Annotated in this window: 20 protein-coding genes and 1 pseudogene; 15 read left to right on the top strand and 6 right to left on the bottom strand. The window is 63.1% G+C overall.

Translation table 11 applies throughout. The annotated features are described in order from the left end of the window. Positions 1–5 precede the first annotated feature (5 nt). From EN845_RS08720 to EN845_RS08730, 3 genes are all read right to left on the bottom strand, one after another. Positions 6–3,137 carry an efflux RND transporter permease subunit gene (locus EN845_RS08720; protein ID WP_127869932.1) on the bottom strand — a complete coding sequence of 1,044 codons (3,132 nt, stop codon included), beginning with the start codon at positions 3,135–3,137 and terminating at the stop codon, positions 6–8. Next, complete coding sequence (locus EN845_RS08725; RefSeq protein ID WP_127869931.1) at positions 3,134–4,294, bottom strand: efflux RND transporter periplasmic adaptor subunit; 1,161 nt, start codon at positions 4,292–4,294, stop codon at positions 3,134–3,136. Before EN845_RS08725 ends, EN845_RS08720 begins: the two co-directional genes overlap by 4 nt. Before the next feature lie 202 nt (positions 4,295–4,496). Then, positions 4,497–5,324 carry a MurR/RpiR family transcriptional regulator gene (locus EN845_RS08730; RefSeq protein ID WP_127869930.1) on the bottom strand — a complete coding sequence of 276 codons (828 nt, stop codon included), beginning with the start codon at positions 5,322–5,324 and terminating at the stop codon, positions 4,497–4,499. Positions 5,325–5,470: 146 nt separating this feature from the next. Between EN845_RS08730 and EN845_RS08735 the strand changes: the two genes are divergently transcribed. The 12 genes and pseudogenes from EN845_RS08735 to EN845_RS08790 all read left to right on the top strand — a co-directional run bounded on the left by EN845_RS08735 (position 5,471) and on the right by EN845_RS08790 (position 18,508). Then, a complete protein-coding gene (locus EN845_RS08735; protein WP_127869929.1) occupies positions 5,471–6,289 on the top strand; it encodes an N-formylglutamate amidohydrolase in 819 nt (272 codons plus the stop codon). Positions 6,290–6,311: 22 nt separating this feature from the next. Further along, positions 6,312–7,853 carry an amino acid permease gene (locus EN845_RS08740; RefSeq protein ID WP_127279066.1) on the top strand — a complete coding sequence of 514 codons (1,542 nt, stop codon included), beginning with the start codon at positions 6,312–6,314 and terminating at the stop codon, positions 7,851–7,853. A gap of 96 nt (positions 7,854–7,949) precedes the next feature. Next, complete coding sequence (locus EN845_RS08745; protein ID WP_127869928.1) at positions 7,950–9,320, top strand: glutamine synthetase family protein; 1,371 nt, start codon at positions 7,950–7,952, stop codon at positions 9,318–9,320. 192 nt (positions 9,321–9,512) lie between these two features. Next, positions 9,513–10,901 (top strand): aldehyde dehydrogenase family protein, encoded by a 1,389-nt coding sequence (locus tag EN845_RS08750; RefSeq protein ID WP_127869927.1) that lies wholly within the window; start codon positions 9,513–9,515, stop codon positions 10,899–10,901. 17 nt (positions 10,902–10,918) lie between these two features. Continuing rightward, entirely contained in the window at positions 10,919–12,091 is a 1,173-nt protein-coding gene (locus EN845_RS08755; RefSeq protein ID WP_127869926.1) for an iron-containing alcohol dehydrogenase, read from the top strand. 244 nt (positions 12,092–12,335) lie between these two features. Further along, complete coding sequence (locus tag EN845_RS08760) at positions 12,336–13,442, top strand: ABC transporter substrate-binding protein (RefSeq protein ID WP_127869925.1); 1,107 nt, start codon at positions 12,336–12,338, stop codon at positions 13,440–13,442. 66 nt (positions 13,443–13,508) lie between these two features. Beyond that, positions 13,509–14,423, top strand: a complete 915-nt coding sequence (locus EN845_RS08765) for an ABC transporter permease subunit (RefSeq protein ID WP_127869924.1) — start codon at positions 13,509–13,511, stop codon at positions 14,421–14,423. Further along, complete coding sequence (locus tag EN845_RS08770) at positions 14,420–15,211, top strand: ABC transporter permease (protein WP_127869923.1); 792 nt, start codon at positions 14,420–14,422, stop codon at positions 15,209–15,211. Before EN845_RS08765 ends, EN845_RS08770 begins: the two co-directional genes overlap by 4 nt. A 16-nt stretch (positions 15,212–15,227) precedes the next feature. Further along, the gene (locus EN845_RS08775) at positions 15,228–16,292 is read left to right on the top strand and encodes an ABC transporter ATP-binding protein (RefSeq protein WP_127869922.1); all 1,065 of its coding nucleotides are present in this window, start codon (positions 15,228–15,230) and stop codon (positions 16,290–16,292) included. An 83-nt stretch (positions 16,293–16,375) separates the two neighbouring features. Continuing rightward, a pseudogene (locus EN845_RS08780) lies at positions 16,376–16,554 on the top strand (transposase); the annotation flags it as partial. Positions 16,555–16,826: 272 nt separating this feature from the next. Next, positions 16,827–17,660, top strand: a complete 834-nt coding sequence (locus tag EN845_RS08785; protein ID WP_127869921.1) for an SGNH/GDSL hydrolase family protein — start codon at positions 16,827–16,829, stop codon at positions 17,658–17,660. Then, positions 17,657–18,508 carry an SDR family oxidoreductase gene (locus EN845_RS08790; protein WP_127869920.1) on the top strand — a complete coding sequence of 284 codons (852 nt, stop codon included), beginning with the start codon at positions 17,657–17,659 and terminating at the stop codon, positions 18,506–18,508. Before EN845_RS08785 ends, EN845_RS08790 begins: the two co-directional genes overlap by 4 nt. Here the strand turns inward: EN845_RS08790 and EN845_RS08795 are convergent. Beyond that, positions 18,502–19,176 (bottom strand): TetR/AcrR family transcriptional regulator, encoded by a 675-nt coding sequence (locus tag EN845_RS08795; protein WP_210235352.1) that lies wholly within the window; start codon positions 19,174–19,176, stop codon positions 18,502–18,504. The two genes, EN845_RS08790 and EN845_RS08795, sit on opposite strands and share 7 nt — an antisense overlap. A 404-nt stretch (positions 19,177–19,580) precedes the next feature. Here EN845_RS08795 and EN845_RS08800 point away from each other — a divergent pair, with 404 nt between their 5' ends. The 3 genes from EN845_RS08800 to EN845_RS08810 all read left to right on the top strand — a co-directional run bounded on the left by EN845_RS08800 (position 19,581) and on the right by EN845_RS08810 (position 23,009). Beyond that, positions 19,581–21,134 (top strand): sodium:proton antiporter, encoded by a 1,554-nt coding sequence (locus EN845_RS08800; RefSeq protein ID WP_127280171.1) that lies wholly within the window; start codon positions 19,581–19,583, stop codon positions 21,132–21,134. Positions 21,135–21,247: 113 nt separating this feature from the next. Continuing rightward, positions 21,248–22,156: an endonuclease/exonuclease/phosphatase family protein gene (locus EN845_RS08805; protein ID WP_127280172.1), complete on the top strand. Its 909-nt coding sequence runs from the start codon at positions 21,248–21,250 to the stop codon at positions 22,154–22,156. A 7-nt stretch (positions 22,157–22,163) separates the two neighbouring features. Further along, positions 22,164–23,009: an EamA family transporter gene (locus EN845_RS08810; RefSeq protein WP_127869919.1), complete on the top strand. Its 846-nt coding sequence runs from the start codon at positions 22,164–22,166 to the stop codon at positions 23,007–23,009. Between the two features lie 6 nt (positions 23,010–23,015). Here EN845_RS08810 and EN845_RS08815 read toward each other — a convergent pair whose 3' ends face one another. Together EN845_RS08815 and EN845_RS08820 are read right to left on the bottom strand one after the other, a co-directional pair. After that, positions 23,016–24,233 (bottom strand): MFS transporter, encoded by a 1,218-nt coding sequence (locus EN845_RS08815; RefSeq protein ID WP_167531296.1) that lies wholly within the window; start codon positions 24,231–24,233, stop codon positions 23,016–23,018. A gap of 90 nt (positions 24,234–24,323) precedes the next feature. After that, the gene (locus EN845_RS08820; RefSeq protein ID WP_127281047.1) at positions 24,324–24,641 is read right to left on the bottom strand and encodes a Dabb family protein; all 318 of its coding nucleotides are present in this window, start codon (positions 24,639–24,641) and stop codon (positions 24,324–24,326) included.

Here is a 24,641-nt window from a genome sequence, read left to right on the forward strand (position 1 = left end):
TATCTCTATTCCGCCGGTTCCACATTGGTGTAGGCGGCTTCCTCGAGTTCGCGCTTCAGCCGCGCTTCCTCATGGGTCTTCGGCGTGACGAAGCGGCCAAGCAGGAGATAGGCGACCGGTGTCAGGAACAGCGTCGAGACGGTGGCCAGGCCAAGCCCGCCGACGATCACCCAGCCGAGCGCCACGCGTGCCTCCGCGCCCGCGCCGGCGGCCAGCACAAGCGGCACACCGCCAAGTATGGTGCAGATCATCGTCATCATCACCGGCCGCAGGCGGATGGTGGAGGCCTGCTCGATCGCTTCGCGTACGCCCAGGCCGCGATCACGCAGCTGATTGGCGAATTCGACGATCAGGATGCCGTTCTTGGCCATGACGCCGACCAGAAGCACCAGGCCGATCTGGCTGTAGGCATTGAGGCTGGTGCCCGACAGCAGCAGCGCGAAAATGGCGCAGGCAAGGCCGAGCGGCACTGTCGCCATGATGATGACGGCACTGACGAAACTCTCGAACTGGGCGGCCAGCACCAAAAGGATGATGATCAGGGCGAAGCCGAAGATGGTGACCATGGCGCTGTTGGTTTCGCCCAATGTGGCGGCTTCGGCCAGCGGCAGGATGCGGCTGCCGGGCGGCAGGAGCGGCGTGGCGATCTCCTCGGCACGCGTCAGCGCATCGCCAAGCGCGAAATTGCCTGAGAGGTTGGAGGTGATTGCCACCGAAGGCTGCTGCTGTTCGCGCGACAGCGACGGCGGCACGGCGCGTTCGGTCAGCGTGGCGATGGTCGACATCGGCACGAAGCGGCCATCCGCCGTCTTGAGGAAGACATTTTCCAGATCGGTCGGGTCGTTGATCGGATTGGTGGTCGAGACCAGCTTCACGCCGTAGCTGCGGTCGGCGATGTAGACATCGACGACGTCGTTGCCGTCGAGCATGGCTTGCATGGTGTTGGCGAGCCCGGATATGTCGATGCCGAGGTCGGAAGCGCGCTCACGGTCGATGGCCACGGCCAGCTGCGGCTGGGTCGGGTCGATCGACAGGCGTGGCGTCTGGAAGCGCTGATCCTTCTGCATCTCGGCTATGATCTTGACCGCCGCATCGCCGAGCGCCTTGCGATCGTTGCCGACCAGAGCGAACTGCAGGCCGTTGCCGGCGCCGCGGATGCCGAGACTGTTGGGCTGGACCGGGAAGATGCGCACGCTGGGCACCTGTTTGGTCAGCTGGCTGATCTCGCCCATGATCTCCTGCTGGCTGCGGCTTCGCTCGTCCCACGGCGCCAGCGTCATCACCATGAAGCCCGAGTTGTAGGAACCGTTCTGGCCGGCGTTCTCGAAGGTCGAGCGAATCTCGCCGGAATCGCGCATCGGCTGGATCAGCCGCTCGATCTTCTGCATCTGCTGCGTGGTGTAGTCGAGGCTGACGCCTTGCGGGGCGTTGATGCGCAACAGCACGGCGGCGCGATCCTCGGTGGGCGTCAGTTCCTGGCGGATCGTGCCGAACAGCGTGAAGGCGATGCCGGCAAACAGCACCGCGACCAGAACCACGATCCACGGCGCGTCGAGACATGCATGGAGCGCACGCTTGTAGCCGGCATTGAGGACGCCGCCGATGCGCGCGCCGATGCCGTGGCCACCTTCGTGGTGAAGCGACGCGCTGGTCAGCATCCGCGAGGCAAGCATCGGGCAAAGCGTCAGCGCCACCACGCAGGACAGAAGCACCGACATCGCAAGCACGAAGCCGAATTCGCGGAACAGGCCGCCGGTCTGTCCCGGCAGGAACGAGATCGGTACGAAGACCGCGACCAGCGTCAGCGTGGTGGCAACGACGGCGAAGAACACTTCCTGTGCGCCGAGCACGGCGGCCGCGCGCGGCCCCATGCCCTCATTGCGCCGTCGCACGATGTTTTCCAGCACCACGATGGCGTCATCGACGACAAGGCCGGTGGCCAGCACCAAAGCGAGCAGCGTAAGGATGTTGATCGAGAAGCCGGCCAGATAGATGGCGGCTACGGTGCCGATCATGGCGACCGGCATCGACAGGCCCGGGATGAGCGTGGCGCGCCAGTCGAGCAGGAAGACGTAGATGACGATCAGCACCATGGTGACCGACAGGCCGAGCGCGATCTCGACCTCGTGCACGGCACCCTTGACGAAGACGGCGTCGTCGCTGGTGATCTTGATCGACATGCCGTTGGGCAGGTTCGCCTGCAGCTTGGCGACAGCGGCCTGGACGCCGGTCGAAATGTCCAGCGTGTTCGATTCCGCCTGCCGGATGATGCCGATGCCGATGCCGGTCTTGCCGTCCGAACGCAGCGTGGTCTGGCCGACATCGGGGCCGAGCGTGACGGTCGCGACATCGCGGATGCGCGTCGTGCCGCCGATGATGATGTTTTCGAATTCCGCAGGCGTCGTCACGTCGGCCGTGGTGCGGACGATCAGGTCCTGGTTGGTCGTGGTGATCGACCCCGCCGGGGAATCGAAGGCGACGGAGGCGAGCGCCGCCCTGAGGTCGGCGACCGTGAAGCCAAGGCTGGCGAGCCTGTTCTGGTCGACGTCGATGCGGAAGATCTTGTCGCGGTCGCCATAGACCTGGACGTCGGCGACGCCCGGGACGGCGGCCAATTCGTCCTCGATCTGGTCCTGTACCACCACCGTCATGTCCTGGATCGACATGGTGTCCGAAGTCACCGCCAGCCGCATCACCGCGTCGGAATTGGCGTCGGCCTTGACGATGCGCGGTGGATCGGCCGTATCCGGCATCTGGTTTGCAACGCGGCCGACGGCATCGCGCACATCCGAGGCGGCGACGTTGAGGTCGACACCGTCGTTGAACTCGATGGTGACACGGCTCGATCCGAATGAGGAGGATGATGAAATCGACTTGACGCCGGAGACGCGAGCGACGGCGCCCTCGATCGTGTCGGTCAATTCGCGGTCGACGGTTTCGGCCGCCGCCCCCTCGAAGGTGGTGGAGACCGTGACCACGGCACGATCGACGTCGGGCAATTCGCGGATCTCGACGCCGTAGAAGGCCGCAAGGCCGGCAACCGCAATGAGGACGTTGAGCACGAAGGCCATGACCGGCCTGCGGATGAACAGGGCGGTGAAGCCGGTATCGCTGCCGGCGTTGACGGGTCCGGTCATGAGCCTTCCGCGGCGGTGGCGGCGCGCTGCTCCTGGCCGGCGATGCGAACCTCGCCGCCTTCGCTGACATTTTGGGTGCCCTCGGTGACAACCATGTCGCCGCGGCTGATCTCCGCGTCGATCAGCACGGTTTCGGTGTTGCGCTGGATGATGCGAACCGGCAACCGCCTGGCCTTGCCGTCCTCGACCTGCCAGACATAAGCACCGTCCGATCCCCACAGGATCGCCAGCGGGCTGACGGCGGGATAGGTCTCGCCGGGGAATTTCATGGTGATGGAGAACGACATGCCGGCGCGCAGCGAGTCGGCTGGGTTGGCGATCTTGGCCTTGACCAGGAGGGTGCGGCTCTTTTCGTCGATATGATTGTCGATCGCCGACACCGTGCCGGTATAGGCGTTGCTCTGATTGGCGATCGGCGTCGCCGTCAATTGCGCGCCGACCTTGACGGCGGCGGCGAAGCGTTCGGGCACCTGGAAATCGACCAGGATGGAGGACCGGTCGTCCAGCGTGGCGATCGCCGACTGGTTGGTCACGTAGTTGCCGGCCGAGATCGGCAGGATGCCGACGGTGCCCGATATCGGCGCCAGGATCGAGCGACGCTGCAGCGCAAGCTCGGCATCCTGAAGCGCCAGCTTGGCGCCGGCCAGCACCACTTCGGCATCGGCGACCGCGACCGGCGTGGCGGCGTTGGAGGCGCGCAGCGACTTGACGCGGTCGAGCTTGGCTTGTGCGTCCTGCAGGGCGAGCTTGGCCCGGTTCTGGGCAATGATCTCCGTCTCGGAATCGAGCGTGGCGATGATCTGCCCCTTGTCGACATGGCTGCCGGATTCGACCAGCAGATCGGCAAGGCGGCCCGAACTATAGGGATTGACGGTCACCGAGGCGTTGGCGCGGCCGGTGCCGATCGCCTGCAGGCGGTCGTTGATGGTGGCCGTGCCGGCAGGCAAGGCGACGACGTCGACCTGCCGGGGGCTATTGCGATTGCCAGCCTGTCTCGCGCCGGCCGCACTGTTTCCGGCCGGAGGCGTCGCCGCATAGGCCCAGTCTATCCCCCAACGCGCCAGCACTTCGGGAGCTCCGGGATAGAAGCGCGCCCAGGCAGCCGCAGCGACGACCACGATCACAAGCGCAACGACAATTTGCTTTGAGGTGCGCATCGACACTCCGGTTTCCAGGAATCGTCAGCCCCTTCCCGAAGGAGCGGCACAGCGACGGTACGGGCGGGCGGCGAAATCCGGCCACGCCGCACCTCGCATATCAGCGGTTTATGGCAATTATCACGCGATCGTGCACATTAAATCTCGGTAACGTGAAGTCGGGACACCCCGTCGGGACGGATGCGATTTGGCCGGGATCCGCCTAACGCAGGCCTTCCATCTCGCGGATGCGCCGGGCGCCGTCGGCCTCGAGTTGTCTTGTGACGGCGCCGATCAGCGTTTCGGCGACGACGAAAAGCGCCGCCGAAGAATCCCATGCGGAAGGCACGGCGGTTCGTCCGGCGATGACATGACGGGCAAAGCGGGCGATCGGCGACAGCCATTGATCGGTGAACAGTACGATCTGGACGCCGCGCTGGTGCGCCTTCTCGGCGAAGCGGACGAGACTGTCCTGGTAGCGCCTGATGTCGAAGATCACCAGCACATCGCGCTTGCCCATGTCGATCAGCCGGTCGCGCCACATGCTCTCCTGGCCGGCGAGGTGAAAAACATCGGGCTGGATAACGGCAAGATGGGCGGCCATGTAACGTGCCAGCGGGTCGGTGAAGCGGCCGCCGATCAGAAATGTCTTGCCACGCCGGTCGGCAAGCCGCGCCGCGATATCGGCAAGCTGCCTGTCGGAGAGGTGGCGGAAGGTCTCGCGCATATTGTCGAGCGTCGCTTCCAGCATCGGAGAGACCGTGCCGCCGCCGGGCGAGGGCGGGTTGAGGGTCCGTATCGCCGGCGATTGCAATTGCGCCGCCAGTTCGTCCTGCAGGGTCGACTGGAATTCCGGATAGTTCTGGAAGCCGAGCCGGGCCACGAAGCGCAGGATCGTCGGCGAGGAGACACCGGCCGCGGCCGAGAATTCGGCGACCGTCTTCAGGCCGATCATCGGATAGCTCGCGATCAGCGTCTGGGCCGCTCGTCGTTCGCCGGCGGGCATGGTGCCGATGCGGTCGGCGATCAATTCGGCAATGTTGGAAATCATGGTTTTCCCCACCCTTGGCCCGGCCGATGGTCTTTTCCCCAGATCGCATTTGACAAAGCCGGACAAACTGTATGAAATCATCCGTAGGGACGCAATGAGGCAAAATACGTAACATACGATACAGCGCTCCCCGGGGACGGCAGAGTATGGAGAAAGCACGGCCCGCCAGCCTTGCATCGTCTGATACCGTGGGGGTGACCAATCCCGGCGGATCGAGCCCCTTCGTACTGACCTGCGACCACGCTTCCAATTTCCTGCCGGCCGAATTCGGCACGCTCGGCCTCGCGACCGAGGACCTGTCGCGCCACATCGCCTGGGATCCCGGCGCGCTGCCGGTTGCGCTGCGCATGGCGCAGGCGCTCGACGCGACGCTGGTCGAAACCCGCATTTCGCGGTTGATCATCGACTGCAACCGGCCGCTCGATGCGCCGGACCTGGTGCCGCCGGTCAGCGAAACCACAGCCATACCGGGGAATGCAGGCCTTTCGGACAAGCAGCGTGCGCAGCGCGTCGCCTTGTCATGGCAGCCATTCCACGACACGATTGCGGGAATTATCGAAGACAGGCTGGCGCGCGGCCAGGAGACCCGGCTAGTCTCCGTGCATTCCTTCACGCCGGTTTACAAGGGCCGCAACCGGCCGTGGCATATCGGCATCATCCATGACGAGGATCGCCGGTTGGCGGCGCCGCTGATCGGCGCACTGCAGCGGCTTGCCGGCGTCACCGTCGGCGTCAACGAACCCTATTCGCCTGCCGACCGCGTCTATTTCACGCTCGAACGGCATGCGCGCTCGCGCGGGTTGTCCTGCGCGATGATCGAAATCCGCAACGATGAAATCTCCGGCGAAACCGGGCAGCGGAAATGGGCGGATTTGCTTGCGGGCATTTTTTTGAATCTGGAGCCAGAGGAGGCCAAGGGCTCTCGACGAAGCGCAGTCGGAAAGTCAGTTCAATCGGCCAGCTAAGAACCAAGAGGGGAATTCTGACATGACAACACCTGATCACTCCGACAAGTCGGAGGACACAAAAATCCTTCACAGTATGGGTTACGCCCAGGAATTGGCTCGCCGCATGAGCGGCTTCTCCAACTTCGCCATTTCCTTCTCGATTATCTGCATCCTGGCGGGCGGCATTACGTCTTTCCCGCTGGCGATGGCCACCGGCAGTGGTTTCGAGGCGACCATCGGCTGGCTCATCGGGGGCGTCTTCGCCCTTGTCGTCGCTGCTTCGCTGGGCCAGATCGGCTCGGCCTATCCTACCGCCGGCGGCCTCTATCACTGGTCGTCGATCCTGGGCGGTCGCGGCTGGGGCTGGGCCACGGCCTGGATCAACCTGCTCGGCCTGATCTTCGTGGTCGCCTCGGTGAATGTCGGCGTCTACCTGCTGTTTCAAGGGCTCGTCGCAGGTCCGATCTTCGGCTGGGACACATCGACCTGGGGCTTCTGGCAGCAGACGGTGGCTGTCGTGATCATTACCGTCACCCAAGGTCTGTTCAATCATCTCGGCATCAAGACGACAACGAGATTGACCGATTTTTCCGGCTACCTCATCCTCGTCGTTGCGGTTGTGCTGACGCTGACCTTCCTGATCTGGGGCGCGCATGGTTTCGACCTTTCGCGACTGACGACCTTCGTCAACACGACCGGCGATCTCGGGGGCGGCTATGTTCCGACGGCCCGCACGGCGCTGGTGGCCTTCCTGATCGGCCTTCTCTACCCGCTTTACACGATCACCGGCTTCGACGCCTCGGCGCACACTGCCGAGGAGACACACAATGCCCGCGTTGCGGTGCCCAGGGGCATGATCCACGCGGTCCTCTGGTCTCTCGTCTTCGGTTTCGTCATGGCGGTCTCCTTCGTCCTTGCGAGCCCCGATCTCGTGGCGACCGCCAAGGACGGCGGCAATGCCTGGTTCAACCTGTTCAACAATCTGCCGGCGCCAACCTGGCTCAAGGCTCTGCTCGGCATCGCCATCGTGCTGTCGAACTATCTGTGCGCGCTGGCCGGCCTCACTTCGACATCGCGTATGATCTTCGCCTTTTCGCGTGACGGGGGTCTGCCGGGGTCGTCTTTGTGGAAGCAGGTTTCGCCGACCTGGCGCACGCCAGTTCCGGCTATCTGGCTCGGCGTCGTGCTGTCGATCGCCGCCACGCTCTATTCGCCGGCTTTCGCGGCGCTTGCAGCCGGCTGCGCTCTCTTCCTCTACGTCTCCTATGCCATGCCGATCGCAGCCGGACTTCTTGCGGAAGGAAAGAGCTGGACCGAATTCGGACCATTCCGGCTCGGCATCTGGTCAAAGCCGTTCGCCATCATCACCGTGCTTGGTGTCCTGGTGTTGATGTATGCCGGCATCCAGCCGCCCTTCGACATCCTGATCAATTATGCGATTGGGTTGATCATTCTGCTCGTCGTCTTGTGGTTCGCCGTTGAAAATCGCCGCTTCCAGGGGCCGCCCATTGGCGAGGCGGCACTCGCCAAGCGCAGGGCGACCATCGCAGCCGCTGAAAAGGCCGTCGGCGAATCCGCCTAAACAGCCAATCAAACCGTGGCGGGTTCTCTCGCCACGGCTTTTGCACTCGTTCAATATGACAAGCCCGAAACGACCAAGCGCTGGAGTGCCAAAGGAATGGCCGGAAATTTCTCGTTCGATCAGTTGAAGAAAGCGGTCTCCAATGGCGAGATCGACACGGTGCTGGCATGCATCGTCGACATGCAGGGCCGACTGGCGGGAAAACGATTCCTGGCGCAGTACTTCGTCGATTCCGCACATGACGAAACGCATGGCTGCAACTATCTGCTGGCGGCCGATATCGATATGGAGCCGGTGCCGGGCTACAAGGCAGCAAGCTGGTCGAAGGGCTATGGCGATTTCGTCATGAAGCCGGACCTTGCGACGCTGCGGTGTATTCCCTGGTTGGAAAAGACGGCGCTGGTGATCTGCGACGTGCTCGACCACCATACCCATGACGACCTGCCGCACTCGCCGCGCGCCATATTGAAGAAGCAGGTGAAGCGGCTGACGGAGCGTGGCTATATCGGCTATTTCGCTTCCGAGCTCGAATTCTACCTGTTCAACGAGACCTACGATTCCGCCCGCAAGAAGCACTGGCAGGGTCTCGACACCGCGTCGCCCTATATCGGCGACTACCAGATCGGCATCACCACCAAGGAAGAAGGCGTCATGCGCCGGCTTCGCAACGAGATGGAAGCCGCCGGCATTCCGATCGAGAATTCCAAGGGCGAGTGGGGTCCGGGCCAGGAAGAGATCAACGTGCGTTATGCCGAAGCGCTCGACATGGCCGACCGCCACGTCATCCTGAAGAACGGCGCCAAGGAGATCGCCGAGTCCGAAGGCAAGGCGATCTCCTTCATGTCGAAGTACAATTACGGCCTCGCCGGCAATTCCAGCCACATCCACAATTCGCTGTGGAGCGCCGACGGCAAGACGCCGCTGTTCTTCGACAGACAAGCCGACTGGACCTTGTCGACACTCGGCCAGCAATGGGCGGCCGGACAGTTGAAGTATGCGAAGGAATTCACCTGGTTCCTGGCGCCCTACATCAACTCCTACAAGCGCTTCCAGGCCGGCACCTTCGCACCGACCAAGATCATGTGGAGCGAGGACAATCGCACCGCCGGCTTCCGCCTATGCGGCGAGGGCACCAAGGGCATCCGCATGGAATGCCGCATCGGCGGCGCCGACCTCAATCCGTATCTTGCCTTTGCAGCCCTGATCGCGGCCGGTCTGGCCGGCATCGACGAGAAGCTTGAACTGCAAAAACCTTTCGTCGGCGATGCCTACCAGGCTTCGCGCCTGCCGGAGATCCCAAAGACGCTGCGCGATGCCACCGAGACGCTGGCCAAGTCGAAGATGCTGAAGCAGGCGCTCGGCGAGGATGTGCTCGAACACTATGTCCACACGGCAAAGTGGGAACAGTTCGAATACGACCGCCGTATCACGGATTGGGAACTGCACAGGGGGTTCGAGCGGTACTAGATTGCCACGACGTTAGCGCCGTCCCTCACCCTTACCCTCTCCCCGTGAAGAACGGTGAGAGAGGGATGCCAGCGCTGGAGCGTTTCCCTTCTCCCCGTCGCTACACGGGGAGAAGGGTGCCGGCAGGCGGATGAGGGGCAGCGCCAAGCCATGTGATTTTTCGATTGTTACAGAAGTGCGAGGACTTAAACGATGACCGAAACGGTCAAACTGAAATCTCCCATCGACGGCTCGATCTATGCCGAGCGTCCGGTCGCGACGGACCAGGCGATCAATGCCGCGGTCGAGCGTGCCAAGGCGGCGCAGGAGAAGTGGGCGCAGACGCCGATCGTCGAGCGCGGCAAGTACATGCTGGCGATGCTCGAAGCGCTGGTTGCGAAATCAGACGAGATCGTGCCGGAGATCGCCTGGCAGATGGGGCGTCCGGTTCGGTATGGCGGCGAGTTCGGCGGCGTCAAGGAGCGCACCACCTATATGGTCGAGATCGCCGAGGCGGCGCTGAAATCCGTGCCGGCTTCCAATCCCAAGGACGGCTTCCGCCGCTATGTGAAGAAGGATCCGCTGGGCGTGGTCATGGTGATCGCGCCATGGAACTATCCCTATCTCACAGCCGTCAACACCATCGTGCCGGCACTGATGGCCGGCAATGCCGTCATCCTGAAACATGCGGCGCAGACATTGCTGGTCGGCGAGCGCTTCCAACAGGCTTTCGACAAGGCCGGGCTGCCCAAGGGCGTGTTCCAGAACGTCGTTCTCAATCACGCCCAGACCGAAAAGCTGCTGGGTTCGGGCAAGATCGACCATGTCAATTTCACCGGATCGGTCGGCGGCGGCCGCGCCATCGAGAAGGCGGCGGCGGGTACCTTCATGACGCTTGGCCTCGAGCTCGGCGGCAAGGATCCGGCCTATGTACTGCCCGATGCCAAGATGGACCATGCGGTGGCCAATCTGGTCGACGGCGCCTTCTTCAATTCCGGCCAGTGCTGCTGCGGCATCGAACGCGTCTATGTGCACGAAAAGGTCTATGACGAGTTCATCGAGGGCTTCATCGCCGAGACCAGGAACTATGTCGTCGGCAATCCGCTCGACGAGGCAACCACGATGGGGCCGATGGCGCAGGCGCGTTTTGCCGATCTGATCCGCGAGCAGAAGGCCGAGGCGCTGCGCAAGGGTGCGGTGGCGCACATCAACATGAAGGTGGCCAACGACCAGCCCGGCTCGCCCTATCTGGCGCCCGAGGTGTTGACCGGAGTCGACCACCAGATGAGCGTCATGCGCGAGGAAAGTTTTGGCCCGATCGTCGGCATCATGAAGGTGCGCAACGACGAAGAGGCGATCGCGCTCATGAACGACAGCGCCTATGGGCTGACGGCCTCGATTTGGACGCGCGACACCGAGCACGCGGTGGCGATCGGCGACCGCGTTGAGACCGGCACGGTGTTCATGAACCGTTGCGACTACCTCGATCCGGCGCTGGTCTGGACCGGCGTCAAGGATACCGGCAAGGGCGCCGGGCTGTCGGCCATCGGCTACGACAATCTGACGAGGCCGAAATCATTCCATCTGCGTGAAGCCATCTGATTTTCGAAAGACAAAAAATGTCCAAGCTCATCTCCAAATGGAACTACCCCACCACCGTTCGCTTCGGCGCCGGGCGTATCGCGGAATTGCCTGAAGTGCTGGCGGCGACCGGCATCAAGCGGCCGCTGTTCGTCACCGATCCGGGGCTGGCCAAACTGCCGGTCGTCGCCTCGACGCTCAGGATTCTCGACGACGCCAAGGTTCCTTACGGCGTCTTTTCGGAAGTGAGGCCGAACCCGGTGGAGTCCAACCTCACCGCCGGCATCGCCGTGTTCAAGAAGGGCAGGCATGACGGTGTCATCGCTTTTGGCGGCGGCTCGGCCCTCGACCTCGGCAAGCTGATCGCCTTCCAGGCGGGGCAGACGCGTCCGGTGTGGGATTTCGAGGATGTCGGCGACTGGTGGACGCGCGCCAATTCCGACGCGATCGCGCCGATCATCGCGGTGCCGACCACCGCCGGCACCGGATCGGAAGTCGGCCGCGCCGGCGTCATCACCAATGAGGAGACGCATACCAAGAAGGTCATCTTCCATCCGAAGTTGTTGCCGGCGATCGTGATCGCCGATCCGGAGCTGTCGGTCGGGATGCCCGGCTTCATCACCGCCGGCACCGGCATGGACGCGCTCGCCCACTGCCTGGAGGCCTATTGCGCACCCGGTTACCATCCGATGGCCGACGGCATCGCCGTCGAAGGCATCAGGCTGGTGTTCGAGAACCTGCCCAAGGCCTTCGCCAACGGCAAGGACCTCGTCGCCCGCGCGCATATGATGAGCGCCGCTGCCATGGGCGCCACGGCCTTCCAGAAGGGATTGGGCGCCATCCACTCGCTGTCGCACCCGATCGGCGCGCTCTACGACACCCATCACGGCATGACCAATGCGGTGTTCATGCCTTATGTGCTCGCCTTCAACCGCGACTCCATCGAGGAGCGCATCGGCCGGCTCGCTGCCTATTGCGGCATCAAGGGTGGTTTCGACGGCTTCGCCAAGGCTGTCATCAAGCTGCGCAAGGAACTGAAGGTGCCGCACGCGCTGCCGGGCCTGATCAAGGGGCTGGACATGGACAAGAAACGAAAGGGGCTGATCGCCGACATGGCGGTGGTCGATCCGACGGCCGGCGGCAACCCGGTCAAGCTGACCAAGAAGGCGGCGCTGACCTTGCTCGAAAACGCCATCGCCGGGACGGTCTGAGGCCGGTTTCGGGATGCGGAAATTTGGTTGGGAAACGAGGGGAAAGGAAAGGGGAAGCGGGGAAAGACAGGCGCATTAATGATTAGCCGGAAAATTAAGGGGTGGCTAATTGCTACAGCCGGTTAAAAAGAGTTAACTTTTCGTGCTGCTGGCGGCTGGTTTCACAAAGCTTTCATCTGGCTGTCACACGAAAACGATACCGCATCGCAGGCGTCCAACGGCGCCAGTTCAACGGAGAGGACACATGTTCAAATTCACGGGGAAAGTACTTTCCCTTTCGGCCGCGACCCTGATGGTGTCGTCGGTGATTTCGTCCGCGGCTTCGCTGGACGATCTCGTCAAGGCCGCGAAGGCTGAAGGCCAGCTCACCACCATCGCGCTGCCGCATGACTGGTGCGGCTACGGCGACGTCATCGCCGGCTTCAAGGCGAAGTATCCGGAAATCACCATCAACGAGCTCAACCCCGATGCCGGCTCCGGCGACGAGGTCGAGGCGATCAAGGCCAACAAGGACAACAAGGGCCCGCAGGCTCCCGACGTCATCGACGTCGGCCTCTCCTTCGGCCCGTCGGCCAAGAAGGATGGTCTGATCCAGGCTTACAAGGTGTCGACCTGGGACTCGATCCCCGACAGCGCCAAGGATGCGGAAGGGTTCTGGACCGGCGATTATTACGGCGTGCTGTCCTTCCAGGTGAACAAGGATCTGATCAAGGAATCGCCGAAGGACTGGGCCGACCTCCTGAAGCCGGAATTCGCCAACTCGGTAGCCCTTGCCGGTGACCCGCGCGCCTCGAACCAGGCCATCCAGGCGGTGTATGCCGCTGGTCTGTCGTCTGGTGCGGCCGCTGGTGAAGCTGCCGGGACCGCCGGCCTCGACTTCTTCAAGAAGCTTAACGCCGCCGGCAATTTCGTGCCGGTCATCGGCAAGGCCGCCACGCTCGCCCAGGGTCAGACCCCGATCCTGATCACCTGGGATTACAACGCGCTCGCCGGCCGTGACACACTGAAGGGCAACCCGCCCGTCGACGTCGTCGTGCCGAAGACCGGTGTGGTCGCCGGCGTCTACGTGCAGGCGATCAGCGCCTTCGCGCCGCATCCGAACGCGGCCAAGCTCTGGCTGGAATACCTTTATTCCGACGAAGGCCAGGTCGCCTGGCTGAAGGGCTATTGCCACCCGATCCGCTTCAACGATCTTGCCAAGAACGGCAAGATCCCGGCGGACGTGTTGGCCAAGTTGCCGCCGGCCGAGTCCTATGCGGCCGCGGTGTTCCCGACGCTCGACGAGCAGGGCAAGGCCAAGGAAGCCATCACCAAGAACTGGGACGCCGTTGTCGGCGCCAATGTAAAGTAAGACTTGAAATCCACCGGGCGGCTTCACGGCTGCCCGGTTTTTCCTCTTGAAGACGGTAGCCGGCGCATGACCGATCTCTCATTTTCCGATCACGCTGTTGCCGGAAAGACCGCGCCTCCCGCCGAGGCGCGTAGCCTCAAGCTGCCGACGCAATGGCTCGGCGTCGCGCCGTTCTTCATCTTCGCCATCATGTTCCTGATCCTGCCCACGCTCTACCTGATGCTGGGCGCGTTCCAGAACGATGCAGGTGAGTTCACCTTCGAGAATATTGCGGAACTGGCGCAGCCGTCGATCGTCGCCGCCTACTGGATTTCGATCAAGGTCAGCCTGGCCTCGTCGCTGATCGGCGCTTTTGCTGGGCTGGCGATTGCCATCGCCATCGTGCGCGGCGGCCTGCCAGACTGGATTCGCTCGGCGACACTCACGTTTTCCGGCGTCGCCTCGAATTTTGCCGGCGTGCCGCTGGCCTTCGCCTTCCTCGCCACGCTTGGCCGGCTCGGCCTTGCGACGGTGATCCTGAACACCCTGTTCGGCCTCAACATCTACGCACACGGCTTCAACATCCTGTCGTTCTGGGGCTTGACGTTGACCTATGTCTATTTCCAGATTCCGCTGATGGTGGTCATCATCGTGCCGGCCATAGATGGGTTGAAGAAGGAATGGGGCGAAGCCGCCGCAACGCTGGGCGCGACCATGTCGCAGTACTGGCGCATGGTGGTCATTCCGGTCATCTGGCCGAGTTTCCTCGGCACCGTGATCCTGTTGTTCGCCAACGCCTTCGGTGCCATAGCCACCGCCTATGCGCTGACCGGCTCGTCGCTCAACATCGTGCCGATCCTGCTCTATGCGCAGATCCGTGGCGACGTGCTGCACAATGCCCATCTCGGTTATGCCATAGCCTTCGGCATGATCCTGATTACCGGTCTTGCCAATGTCTTTTACATCTGGTTCCGCACCCGCTCCGAGAGGTGGCTCAAATGAAGGCTGGCAGGTTCTGGGCCTGGGTCGTCTTTGCGCTGGGCGCGGCCTATTTCTTCATTCCGCTGATCGCGACGGTGGAGTTCTCCATGCGCATGCGGCGCGGCGTTTATTCCTTTGACGCCTACAAGGTTGTACTGGGCGACGCACGCTTCCAGGCGACGTTCGGCTATTCGGTGCTTGCCGCCGTCTTCACCATCGTCCTCGGCGTGCTCATCGTGGTGCCGGCTGCCTACTGGATACGGCTTCGCCTGCCGCAGCTCCGGCCGATCGTCGAATTCATCACGCTGCTGCCGCTGGTGATCCCGGCCATCGTCATCGTCTTCGGCTATATCAGGATGTATGGCTCGAATTCACCGCTGCCGTTCCTGGCTACCGACACGGGCACCAATGCCTTGCTGGTCATCGGCTATGCGACGCTGGCGCTGCCCTATATGTATCGAGCTGTCGATACGGGCCTCCGGACCATCGATGTGCGCACACTAACGGAAGCGGCGCAGATCCTGGGCGCAGGTTGGGGTACGATCATAAGCCGCGTCATTCTGCCCAACGTGCTGATCGCCGTGTTGTCGGGCGCGTTCCTGACGTTCGCGATCGTCATCGGCGAATTCACCATGGCGAGCCTGCTCAACCGGCCGGCCTTCGGCCCGTATCTGCAGAACATCGGCGCCAACCGGGCCTATGAGCCGGCAGCCCTTGCCATCATTGCCTTCGCCATCACCTGGGGTTGCATGTCGCTGATCCAGATCCTGTCCCACTTCGCGCCGAAATCGGCGAACCGCCCGAATTGACCTGAGAGAAAAAGCCATGGCCGACCCGTTCCTCTCCATCCAGCACGTTCGAAAATCCTTCGGTGCCACCACGGTCGTGGAGGATTTCAATCTCGATGTCGAGCGCGGCGAATTCGTCTCCTTCCTCGGGCCATCCGGCTGCGGCAAGACAACGGTGCTGCGCATGGTGGCCGGCTTCGAGGAGCCGAGCGCCGGCAAGATCGTCGTAGGCGGCAAGGACATCACAAGGCTGAAGCCCAACCAGCGCAATGTCGGCATGGTGTTCCAGGCCTATGCGCTGTTCCCGAACCTGACCGTGGCGCAGAACATCGGCTTCGGGCTGAAGGTCGCGGGCATGCCCAAGGCGGACATCGATGCCCGTGTCGCCGAGATGCTCGGCATCATCAAGCTGCCGCAGATGGCGGACCGCTACCCCTACCAGCTCTCGGGCGGCCAGCAGCAGCGCATCGCGCTGGCGCGCGCGATCGCGCCGAAGCCGAAGCTGCTTCTGCTCGACGAGCCGCTGTCGGCGCTCGACGCCAAGGTGCGCGTGTCGCTGCGCGAGGAAATCCGCTCGATCCAGAAGCGGCTCGGCATCACCACAATCTTCGTCACCCATGACCAGGAAGAGGCGCTGTCGATCTCCGACCGCATCGCGGTCATGTATGGCGGCAAGGCCGAGCAGGTCGGCACGCCGTTCGAGATCTACAACCGGCCGGCGACCAAGTTCGTCGCCAATTTCGTCGGCACGCTCAACGTGCTCGAGGGCAAGGTCACCGACGCCGCGTCCGGCAAGGTGCAAGTCAACACCCAGGAAGTCGAACTGAAGGGCAAGCTCAACGGCTCGAAGTCCGGCGACATGCTGTCGCTGGCGCTGCGGCCCGAGGCGATTTCGCTCGGCCGCCAGCCGGGCCGCGACTCCAGCCTCACGGGGGAGATTTCCGAAGTGCATTTTCTCGGCTCGGTGATCCGGGTCCGCGTCGGCATCGGCGGCAACATGGTGTCGCTCGACACGTTCAACAACTCCGCCACCCCGCCGCCCGCAGTCGGCGAGAAGGCCGAGATTTCGTTCTCGTCGAGCGATATGCTGGTGCTGCATTAAGCTCAGCGGATATTCAGGTGAGCCGGCCTGCAATTGCCGGCCTCCCGCTAGGAGCCCGCCAGCGAAACCAGCCCGGGATGAGCGTCGCCGACGGCTGTCTCGACATCGGTTCGAACACGGTGGATCGCGCCATTCGGCCCCACACAATCAAACGCAAGAATGCGGTCTTCGCCGGGTCTGATGGCGGTGGCAGACAGGGTCGACGATCGCCACGATCCTGCAGGCCGCCAAGATGAGCGGCGTCGATCCGTTCACCTGGCTCGCCAACACTTCCAGGTCTCTACTTCGCGGGCGCGAATGTCGTTTGTGAGTACGCGATGTCGTGCAACGGGTCGATGAAGTCCCCCTGGTTGTCGGCTGTCAGCGGTGAAAGCGAGCGGTGTCCGCAGGAGCTGGAACCTGATGAAGACTCCGGATGTTGCAAAATTTATCAGTATTTTCAAATCCTTATCGACCCGATAACGCGAGTAGCGGCGTTCCTGGGACGCGGCTATCTATCACCTGTGCGGATGAATTCAGGTGCGAGGTGAATCGATGTCGAATGAACAGGTGAACTGGCTTTTGAAGGTCATCCAACCCGAGCGGAGTCTGGCCTCCCTCCCCGGAGGTGCGAATTTCGGCCAGGACGCTCATGCAGCGCTACTTGGCCTTCCGGTCGAGGTTTACGCGGCCGAACTTGGCCGCATGCAAAAGGAGGCCTCGGAAGCGGCTAGCGCCCTGCTTGCGGACCAGGCCGTGGCATCGATGGTCGATCGCCTTCCGCTTCGCAGAGGGGCCAAAGTAGTGGTGTTCGGCGACAGCTTGACATCCGAGCCCCAGTCCTGGGCGGTGATCCTGAGGGAAATGCTGACGATGCGCCGAGGTGCCGAGGAGATTTCGCTGACCATCAGCGCGGTGGCGGGCGAGACGACCACGCACGGTCTTGTGCGTGTCAGAGAGATTACCGATGCCCGGCCCGACTGGATCCTCTTCCTGTTCGGTACCAATGATGCGCGCACGCAGGGCCCACACCCCACCAAGACACTCGTCCATCACGAGGAGACCGCGCGCAACATCGCGGAGTTGCGCCAGCGCGTTTCCCGAGAGACCAAGGCGAGCTGCGTTTGGATCACCCCGCCAGCGGTCAACGAAGCGCAGGTCGCGACGCATCCGGGCCTTGCCAGGTTCGGGGTTCGGTTCCGCAACCAAGATCTTGAGCGAGTCGCCAAGATTATTCGCGACGGCGACGGGCCCGTCATCGACGCCTTCTCTATTTTGGGGAGCCCGCCTCCTTCGGACTTCCTCATAAGCGACGGTCTGCATTTCACCTTGGCTGGCCAGAAGCAAATGGCGTTCGAGGTGATCCGTGGCTGGAGCAAACTCAAGTGAAATACCTGGTCATCGGCGCTACGGGAAACATCGGCGCCCGGGTAGTTCAGCGCCTCATTAATGCGGGGGCACGCCCGTCCGTTTTTGTCCGCTCCACGAAGAGGGCCAAAGCCCTTTTCTGCGACCAGGTCGACATTCATGTCGGAGACCTCGAGAATCCAGGTCCCTCGTTGGGCAGGGCGCTGGTTGGAGTCGACGGGATATTCCTCGTCACGGATGGATTGGATCTCGAGAAGCGAGATCGCGCGGTCTCCTTCGCTGCCAACCGCGCAGGCGTCCGACATGTGGTCAAGCTCTCCACGCTAGACGTGCGAACCGGAATCGGCACCGGTCCGTGGCATGCACGGGGCGAGAATGCCGTTCGGGAGAGCGGGGTGGCGTTCACATTCATTCAAGCAGCCGGATTCATGTCCAACGCCTTCGGTTGGTCGGAGTCCATCCGCCGAGAGGGCGTGCTGCGCTCATCCACGGGTGGGGGCAAGATCGCATTCATCCATCCAGACGACATCGCTGCCGTCGCCACAGCCTCCCTGACCACACGCGACTACGACGGCCAGGCACTTGTGATCACCGGCCCTGAGGCGCTGTCGTATGGGGAGATGACGGATACGATCGGTAGAGCCATCGGCAGGCCCGTTCGCTTCGAGGAAATAACGGACGGTCAGGCATACGCACGCACGGTCGAATGGGCCGGGAAAGGCGCCTATGCGGATGCGCTCGTGGACATCTGGCGGGCGGTGCGCGAGGGCCGGCTTGATACAGTGACGGATGGCGTAAAGCAGATAACCGGACGGGAACCAATCCCGTTCGACCAGTGGGCCACCGAGAATACCGCGTCGTTTCAGTAGTCTTTCGGAGCGCTGCCCTGAAAGGAATTCACGTAGACCAGTACGGTGCGGATTGCCTCGCTCCTTGCACCATCGCGCGAGAGGGGCGCGTGCTGTCCTCCGTGCACGAGCGCTTCCACCATGCGAGGTAGGACAAAAAGCATCCGCTCCGTCTCGTCGAGGCTGTACCGCTCCGGGTCCTCGGCGCGTGACAGGACTTGTCCGAAGGTCTGATGCAGCGCATTCTTGAAGCCGAGAGCGCTGTGCGGAACAGCGGACGCGACAACGTCGTGCAGTTCGGCAGTTTCCGCGTGCGCGTTCACCAGGCCCAGGACGAGTTCGCGCGCGAATTCCTCCAGCGAAGCCGAGGCGCAGTCGGTGATCGTCTGCTTGATGACCCGCCGCACCTCATCGACGTGCCGGTCGTGAAGAGCTGTGAAGATCGCGCGCTTGTCGGGGAAGTACTGATACAGCGATCCGACACTGACGCCGGCGGCCTCGGCAATGCGATTGGTGGTAATCGCCAGTGTCCCGTGGCGCTTGGCTACAAGCTGTACCGCCTCTAGCACGACGTCGACGGTCTGCCGCGAGCGTTGCTGCTTCGGCGTGCGCCGCGTAAGGGTCCTTCCGGCGGTCTGCATGCTGCCTTGCTGTGTGTGGTCGCTGGGCCGAGCCTCGGTACGGACCATAACAGTTCCAACCCCTCCAAACAACGTGCCAACGAGTGCGCTGCTCGTACCCAGATACAACATCAAGCGCGCCGCAAGGGGTCCCAACGCCTCTCTTAGGGCGTCATTTCGCCCCAGCGGAACCGATCCACATCAGGGTGCCACGCTTTCTGATGGGCGTGCGGCCTTTCATGGAGGCCCGTCACGCTCACAGAGGGCCACCGTTTACATGCGTGTTACAGCCCGGCGATGTTTTTCGACGATGCCTTTCGCGGCGTCCATGATATCCCGAGCAGCCGACGAGGATCATGCGGGGCAGGAGGCGGTTTGAGACGTGCGGCCAGAGGGCTTGAGTTTGATGGCCAATCCACCGCATCTTGCGGGAATATCCGCGTCGGCAATCCGGTCTCCAGAAGTAACCGCCCATGGCTCTTTTTGAACTGACCCTCGTCCTGCTTTTGACCGCCGTCGCGCTGACGGCGTTGTCGCGACGGCTGGAGATTCCCTATCCGTCCCTGCTGGCCCTGGCCGGCGTCGCGATTGCCTTCGTGCCGGGCGCCCCAGTGATCGAGATCGATCCGGAACTGGCGCTTGCCCTGTTCATCGCGCCGGTGCTGCTCGATGCCGCCTTTGACACGTCGCTGCGCGACCTGAAGCGCTACCGGCTGTCGCTGGTGCTGCTGGCGCTCGGCGCTGTGGTCTTCACCACCGTCGTGGTTGCCTTCGTCGGCTGGAAGATGGCCGGACTGCCGATCGCGGCGGCGGTCGCGCTTGGCGCCATCGTCGCGCCGCCGGATGCGGTGGCGGCATCGGCGGTGCTCGGCCAGTTCAAGGTGCCGCACCGCATCACCGCCATACTGCAGGGCGAGAGCCTGCTCAACGATGCAACGGCGCTGCTGATCTATCGGCTGGCGGTTTCGGCAGCGCTGGGATCGATCATGCTGAGCAACGCCATTCCGGTGATCCTGCTGGCGACGATTGGCAGTCTTGTCGCGGGCTATCTGTTTGGCCGCGTGTCGCTGTTGGCGCTCACCCGCATCGAGGATGCGGCGAGCAGCACCGTGGTCCAGTTTGCCGGAACCTTTGCCGTCTGGATCATCGCCGACAAGCTCGGTCTTTCCGCCATCATCACCATTGTCGTCTATGCCATGACCATTGCACGCAGGGGACCGCGCCACTCGTCGGCGAGACGCCGCGTCAGCACCTATTCGGTCTGGGAGTCGGCGGTGTTCGTGCTCAATGTGCTGGCGTTCGTGCTGATGGGCCTGCAGGCACGCACGATCGTCGGCAGGCTGGCCGGAGACGGGCAAGGCGAAGCATTCCTTTTCGCCGCAACGGTGCTGGTCGTCGTTATCGTCGCACGTCTTGCCTGGGTGGCGAGTTACGTCGCGATCATCCGATGGATTGCCCGCTTCGGCGGCAAAGAGGCAAGGCGGGAGTTGCCGACTTTCGGAGGCGCCGTTCTCGTCGGCTGGTGCGGCATGCGCGGGCTGGTGACGCTGGTCGTGGCCATTGCGCTGCCGGCCAATTTTCCCGGCCGCGATCCGATCGTGCTCGCCGCCTTCGCGGTGGTTCTGGGCACGCTGGTGCTGCAGGGCATGACGCTAAAGCCGCTGCTGCGCTGGATCAACTTCGACAAGGACAGAACCGTCGACAATGAGGTGGCGAAGGCGCGCGTCGCCATCATGCAGGCAGCGCTGGACGTGCTGAACCGCAAGACCTCGGCGGCGGCCGCCGTCGTGCGCGAGCAGTATGAGGCTCAGCGTGTGATCGCTGAAAACCCCGACGACGCGCAGGCCGCGACCGAATACGACCGGCTGCGCCTTTATGCCATCAACCGCCAGCGCGACACGCTGGAGGAACTGCGCAGCAATGGCACGATCGGTGACGAGGCCTATCACCGGCTGGAGGAAGAGATCGACTGGGCGGAATTGGCGGCGTCGCCCGCCGGCCGCTTCCAGCCGCTGACCACCGACTAGCAGATACCGAGTCTCAACCGCCCTGCTGGCCCAAGCCCCGTCCGTCTTCCTGCACATTGCAAGCAATCGACCGAACCGTTACTGCCAACGCCGAGAAGTGAGCCGGATAAGCAATGAAGCTGGTCAGCTACAACATCCAGTACGGGTTCGGCAGCGACACGCGCTACGATCTTTCGCGCGCGGCGCGCCTTGTCGCCGGCGCCGACATCATCGCCTTGCAGGAGATCGAGCGGCACTGGCAGCGCAGCAATTTCGACGACCAGGCGGAAATGCTTTCACGCCTTTTGCCTGGTTATCACTGGGTGTATGGCCCGGCCTTCGACATGGATGCCAGCGAATGGCGGGACGGCCATTTGGTCAACCGGCGCCGGCAGTTCGGCACCATGGTTCTGTCGAAACTGCCGATTGTCTGGTCGCGGTTGCACGCGCTGCCGATGCGCCGCACGTTGCGTCCGCTCAACACGCGCAACGCCGCGCTCGAATGCATGATCCGCACGCCGGCAGGGCCGGTCAGGGTGCTTTCGCTGCATCTCGCGCACATCGCGGCGGAAGAGCGGCTGGAGCAGATTGATTATCTCTTGGCCGAGCACCGCCGGGCGCCATCGGAAGGCGGTCCGTGGAGCGGCACCGATGACGAGCCTTCGCGCAACTGGACGCATGGAGAATCAGAGCCGGAAAATCCACCGGCGGCGATCTGGCTGGGCGATTTCAACATGGAGCCGGGCAGCGCCGAACACCGCCGCATCGTCGGCAGCACGCCCTACCATCGGGGTGCTGCCTATCTTGGCGGCTTCGTCGATGCCGCAGCCGTGGCGGTCGAACCGGCTGGTGATTTCCACACGCATGAGAAGATCATCGACGGCAGGCTGGCAAAGCGCCGGCTGGACCATTGCTTCGTCGGTGGTATGTTGGCCGGGCGGGTGAAATCGATCGGCGCCGATATCGGCGAGGTGGCGTCCGATCACTTCCCGGTCCGGGTCGACATCGATCTCGAAACGCCATTCGGCCCGGGAGGTCGATGAGCCCCATATGACGCTTTTCGTCTTCTTCGCGGTGCTTGCCGCCGCCGCCATGCATGCGATCTGGAACGCGCTGGTCAAGGTGCATCTCGATCGCTTCCTGTCGATCACGCTGATGACGCTCGGCATGGGGGTCGCGGGCCTCGTGGTGCTGCCTTTTGTCGAGGTGCCGAAGGCGGAAGTCTGGCCCTATATCATCGCCTCGGTGATCTTCCACATGGGCTACCGCACTTTCCTCATCGGTGCCTACCAGGCCGGCGATTTCGCCCAGACCTATCCGCTGGCGCGCGGCACGGCCCCTCTGCTGGCCGCGGTCGGCGGCATGTTCGTCGTCGCCGAGGTGCCGGCGCCGCTCGCCATTGTCGGCATCCTGCTGTTGTCGGCCGGCACGCTGGTGATGTCGTTTCGCGGCGGCGCGCATCTGGAGAAGCTGAACCTGCGGGCGGTCGGCTTCGCCTTCGGCACCTCGGTGTTCATTGCCAGCTACACCCTGTCCGACGGCAGCGGCGCGCGGCTGGCGGCAACCGCGCAAAGCTATGCCGCCTGGCTGTTCATCTGCGATGCGCTTGGGGCGCTGGTGCTGTGCCTCGTTTTCCGGGGGCCCAAGGCGTTGCCGGTGTTGGCGCGCGACTGGAAGACCGGGCTGTTCACCGGCGTGCTTTCCGGCGCGGCTTACTGGATCGTGATGTGGGCCATGACCAAGGCGCCGATCGCCTCGGTGGCGTCATTGCGCGAGACCTCGATCCTGTTCGCCATGATGATCTCGGTCTACGCGCTCGGCGAGAAGATGACGGGCTGGCGCGGTGCGGCCGCGCTCAGCATTGTCGCCGGAGTGATCGCGCTCCGGCTGGGGTGAGCGTCCTCAACCCAGCACGGTCATCACCTGGCCGCGCCGCTCCGGACTGAAGCGGATGACGACGATGATGCAGACGGCGACCACGCCGGCGAACAGCGCCAGCGCGTAGCCATAGCTGCCACCGGGCGCCTCGGCGATCCCCGCCTGATAGGGACCGCCATAAGAGGCGGCGAGATTGCCGGCCTGGTAGATGAAGCCGGGCAAGGTCGCGCGCACCGCGCCGGGCGAAAGCTCGTTGAGATGCACCGGGATGACGCCCCAGGCGCCCTGGACCGCGACCTGCATGATGAAGGCGCCGATGGCCAGCATGAAGGGCGTTGAGTTGTAGGCCCATAGCGGGATGGCCGGCAGGGCGATGATGCAGGCCAAAGTAATGGCATTGATGCGGCCGATCTTCTCCGACAGCGCGCCGAACGCCAGGCCGCCGACAATGGCGCCGATATTGGCGACGATGGTGATCCAACTCACCGTATGCGGATCAAAGCCATGCTGCTTCTTCAGGAAGGTCGGGTAGAGATCCTGCGTGCCATGGCTGAAGAAATTGAAGAACATCATCAGCACCACGGCATAGAGCGCGACGCCCCAGTGCTTCTGCAGCGTCTCCAGAAGCCCCGGCTTGACGGATTTCTGCGCCTCGACGAAGGCGGGTGATTCCGGGACGTGCGAGCGGATGAAGAGTACGATCAGCGCCGGGATGAAGGAGAGCAGGAACATGAAGCGCCAGCCGATCGTATAGCCACCGATCGTCTGCTGGTAGAGCAAGCCATAGACTACCGCCGCCAGCAGGTAGCCGGCGGGATAGCCGCATTGCAGGATACCCGAGACCATGCCGCGCGCGCTCGGCGGAATGGACTCCATGGCGAGCGAGGAGCCGAGCCCCCATTCGCCGCCCATGGCGATGCCGAACAGGGCACGCAACGCCAGGAAAATGCCGAGATTGGGAGAGAAGGCGGCCAGCGCCCCGATCACCGAGTAGCTGACGATGTTGAGCATCAGGATCGGCTTGCGACCGTATCTGTCCGCGAGCATGCCGAAGAAGAACGCGCCGATGAAGCGCGTCGCCAAGGTCAGGAACAGTGCCTTCGAGACTGCCGGGACATCGGTCTGGAATTCACTCGCAATATCGGTGAGCAGGAATGTCAGAAGGAAGAAATCAAAAGCGTCGAGCGTCCAGCCCAGGAACGAGGCCAGAACGGTTTTCTTCTGCTCGGCAGTGAGATTCAAGGCATCCTCCTTTGGTGCCCCCAAAGGAACGATATGTCGCCTTGTCGGCAAAAGAGAACAGCGATCAGCCGGCTTTCGAAAGGTCGGCGGTCACTTTTTCGTAAGGTCGAGATCGAAGACCATCAATCCGTCCGTGCCGCCTTCGAGGGCCGCGACCAGCCGGGCGCCGGCACGCTGATGAGCCTCATGCACCAGATAGGCGTCGCGCGCCGCGGCATCGCGGAAGTCGATGGTGAAGCCATGGGTGAAACCCCGTGCGAAAGGCTCCGGACTGGCATTGGCGCTGAAATGAACCGTCTCCATGCCTTCGATCACCTGTCGCAAGGCCTCGAGGTCGGCGTGGATGGCCGTGCGCTCGGTCGGGGACACATCGCTACGAAATCTGGCGAAAACACAGTGTCTGATCAT

This window comes from Mesorhizobium sp. M8A.F.Ca.ET.202.01.1.1 (genome assembly GCF_004791595.1).
Taxonomy (GTDB): domain Bacteria; phylum Pseudomonadota; class Alphaproteobacteria; order Rhizobiales; family Rhizobiaceae; genus Mesorhizobium.

Coding starts and splice junctions, on each gene's coding strand:
- EN845_RS08720 (WP_127869932.1), bottom strand. CDS start 3,137: ATGACCGGACCCGTCAACGCCGGCAGCGATACCGGCTTCACCGCCCTG.
- EN845_RS08725 (WP_127869931.1), bottom strand. CDS start 4,294: ATGCGCACCTCAAAGCAAATTGTCGTTGCGCTTGTGATCGTGGTCGTC.
- EN845_RS08730 (WP_127869930.1), bottom strand. CDS start 5,324: ATGATTTCCAACATTGCCGAATTGATCGCCGACCGCATCGGCACCATG.
- EN845_RS08735 (WP_127869929.1), top strand. CDS start 5,471: ATGGAGAAAGCACGGCCCGCCAGCCTTGCATCGTCTGATACCGTGGGG.
- EN845_RS08740 (WP_127279066.1), top strand. CDS start 6,312: ATGACAACACCTGATCACTCCGACAAGTCGGAGGACACAAAAATCCTT.
- EN845_RS08745 (WP_127869928.1), top strand. CDS start 7,950: ATGGCCGGAAATTTCTCGTTCGATCAGTTGAAGAAAGCGGTCTCCAAT.
- EN845_RS08750 (WP_127869927.1), top strand. CDS start 9,513: ATGACCGAAACGGTCAAACTGAAATCTCCCATCGACGGCTCGATCTAT.
- EN845_RS08755 (WP_127869926.1), top strand. CDS start 10,919: ATGTCCAAGCTCATCTCCAAATGGAACTACCCCACCACCGTTCGCTTC.
- EN845_RS08760 (WP_127869925.1), top strand. CDS start 12,336: ATGTTCAAATTCACGGGGAAAGTACTTTCCCTTTCGGCCGCGACCCTG.
- EN845_RS08765 (WP_127869924.1), top strand. CDS start 13,509: ATGACCGATCTCTCATTTTCCGATCACGCTGTTGCCGGAAAGACCGCG.
- EN845_RS08770 (WP_127869923.1), top strand. CDS start 14,420: ATGAAGGCTGGCAGGTTCTGGGCCTGGGTCGTCTTTGCGCTGGGCGCG.
- EN845_RS08775 (WP_127869922.1), top strand. CDS start 15,228: ATGGCCGACCCGTTCCTCTCCATCCAGCACGTTCGAAAATCCTTCGGT.
- EN845_RS08785 (WP_127869921.1), top strand. CDS start 16,827: ATGTCGAATGAACAGGTGAACTGGCTTTTGAAGGTCATCCAACCCGAG.
- EN845_RS08795 (WP_210235352.1), bottom strand. CDS start 19,176: ATGGTCCGTACCGAGGCTCGGCCCAGCGACCACACACAGCAAGGCAGC.
- EN845_RS08800 (WP_127280171.1), top strand. CDS start 19,581: ATGGCTCTTTTTGAACTGACCCTCGTCCTGCTTTTGACCGCCGTCGCG.
- EN845_RS08805 (WP_127280172.1), top strand. CDS start 21,248: ATGAAGCTGGTCAGCTACAACATCCAGTACGGGTTCGGCAGCGACACG.
- EN845_RS08810 (WP_127869919.1), top strand. CDS start 22,164: ATGACGCTTTTCGTCTTCTTCGCGGTGCTTGCCGCCGCCGCCATGCAT.
- EN845_RS08820 (WP_127281047.1), bottom strand. CDS start 24,641: ATGATCAGACACTGTGTTTTCGCCAGATTTCGTAGCGATGTGTCCCCG.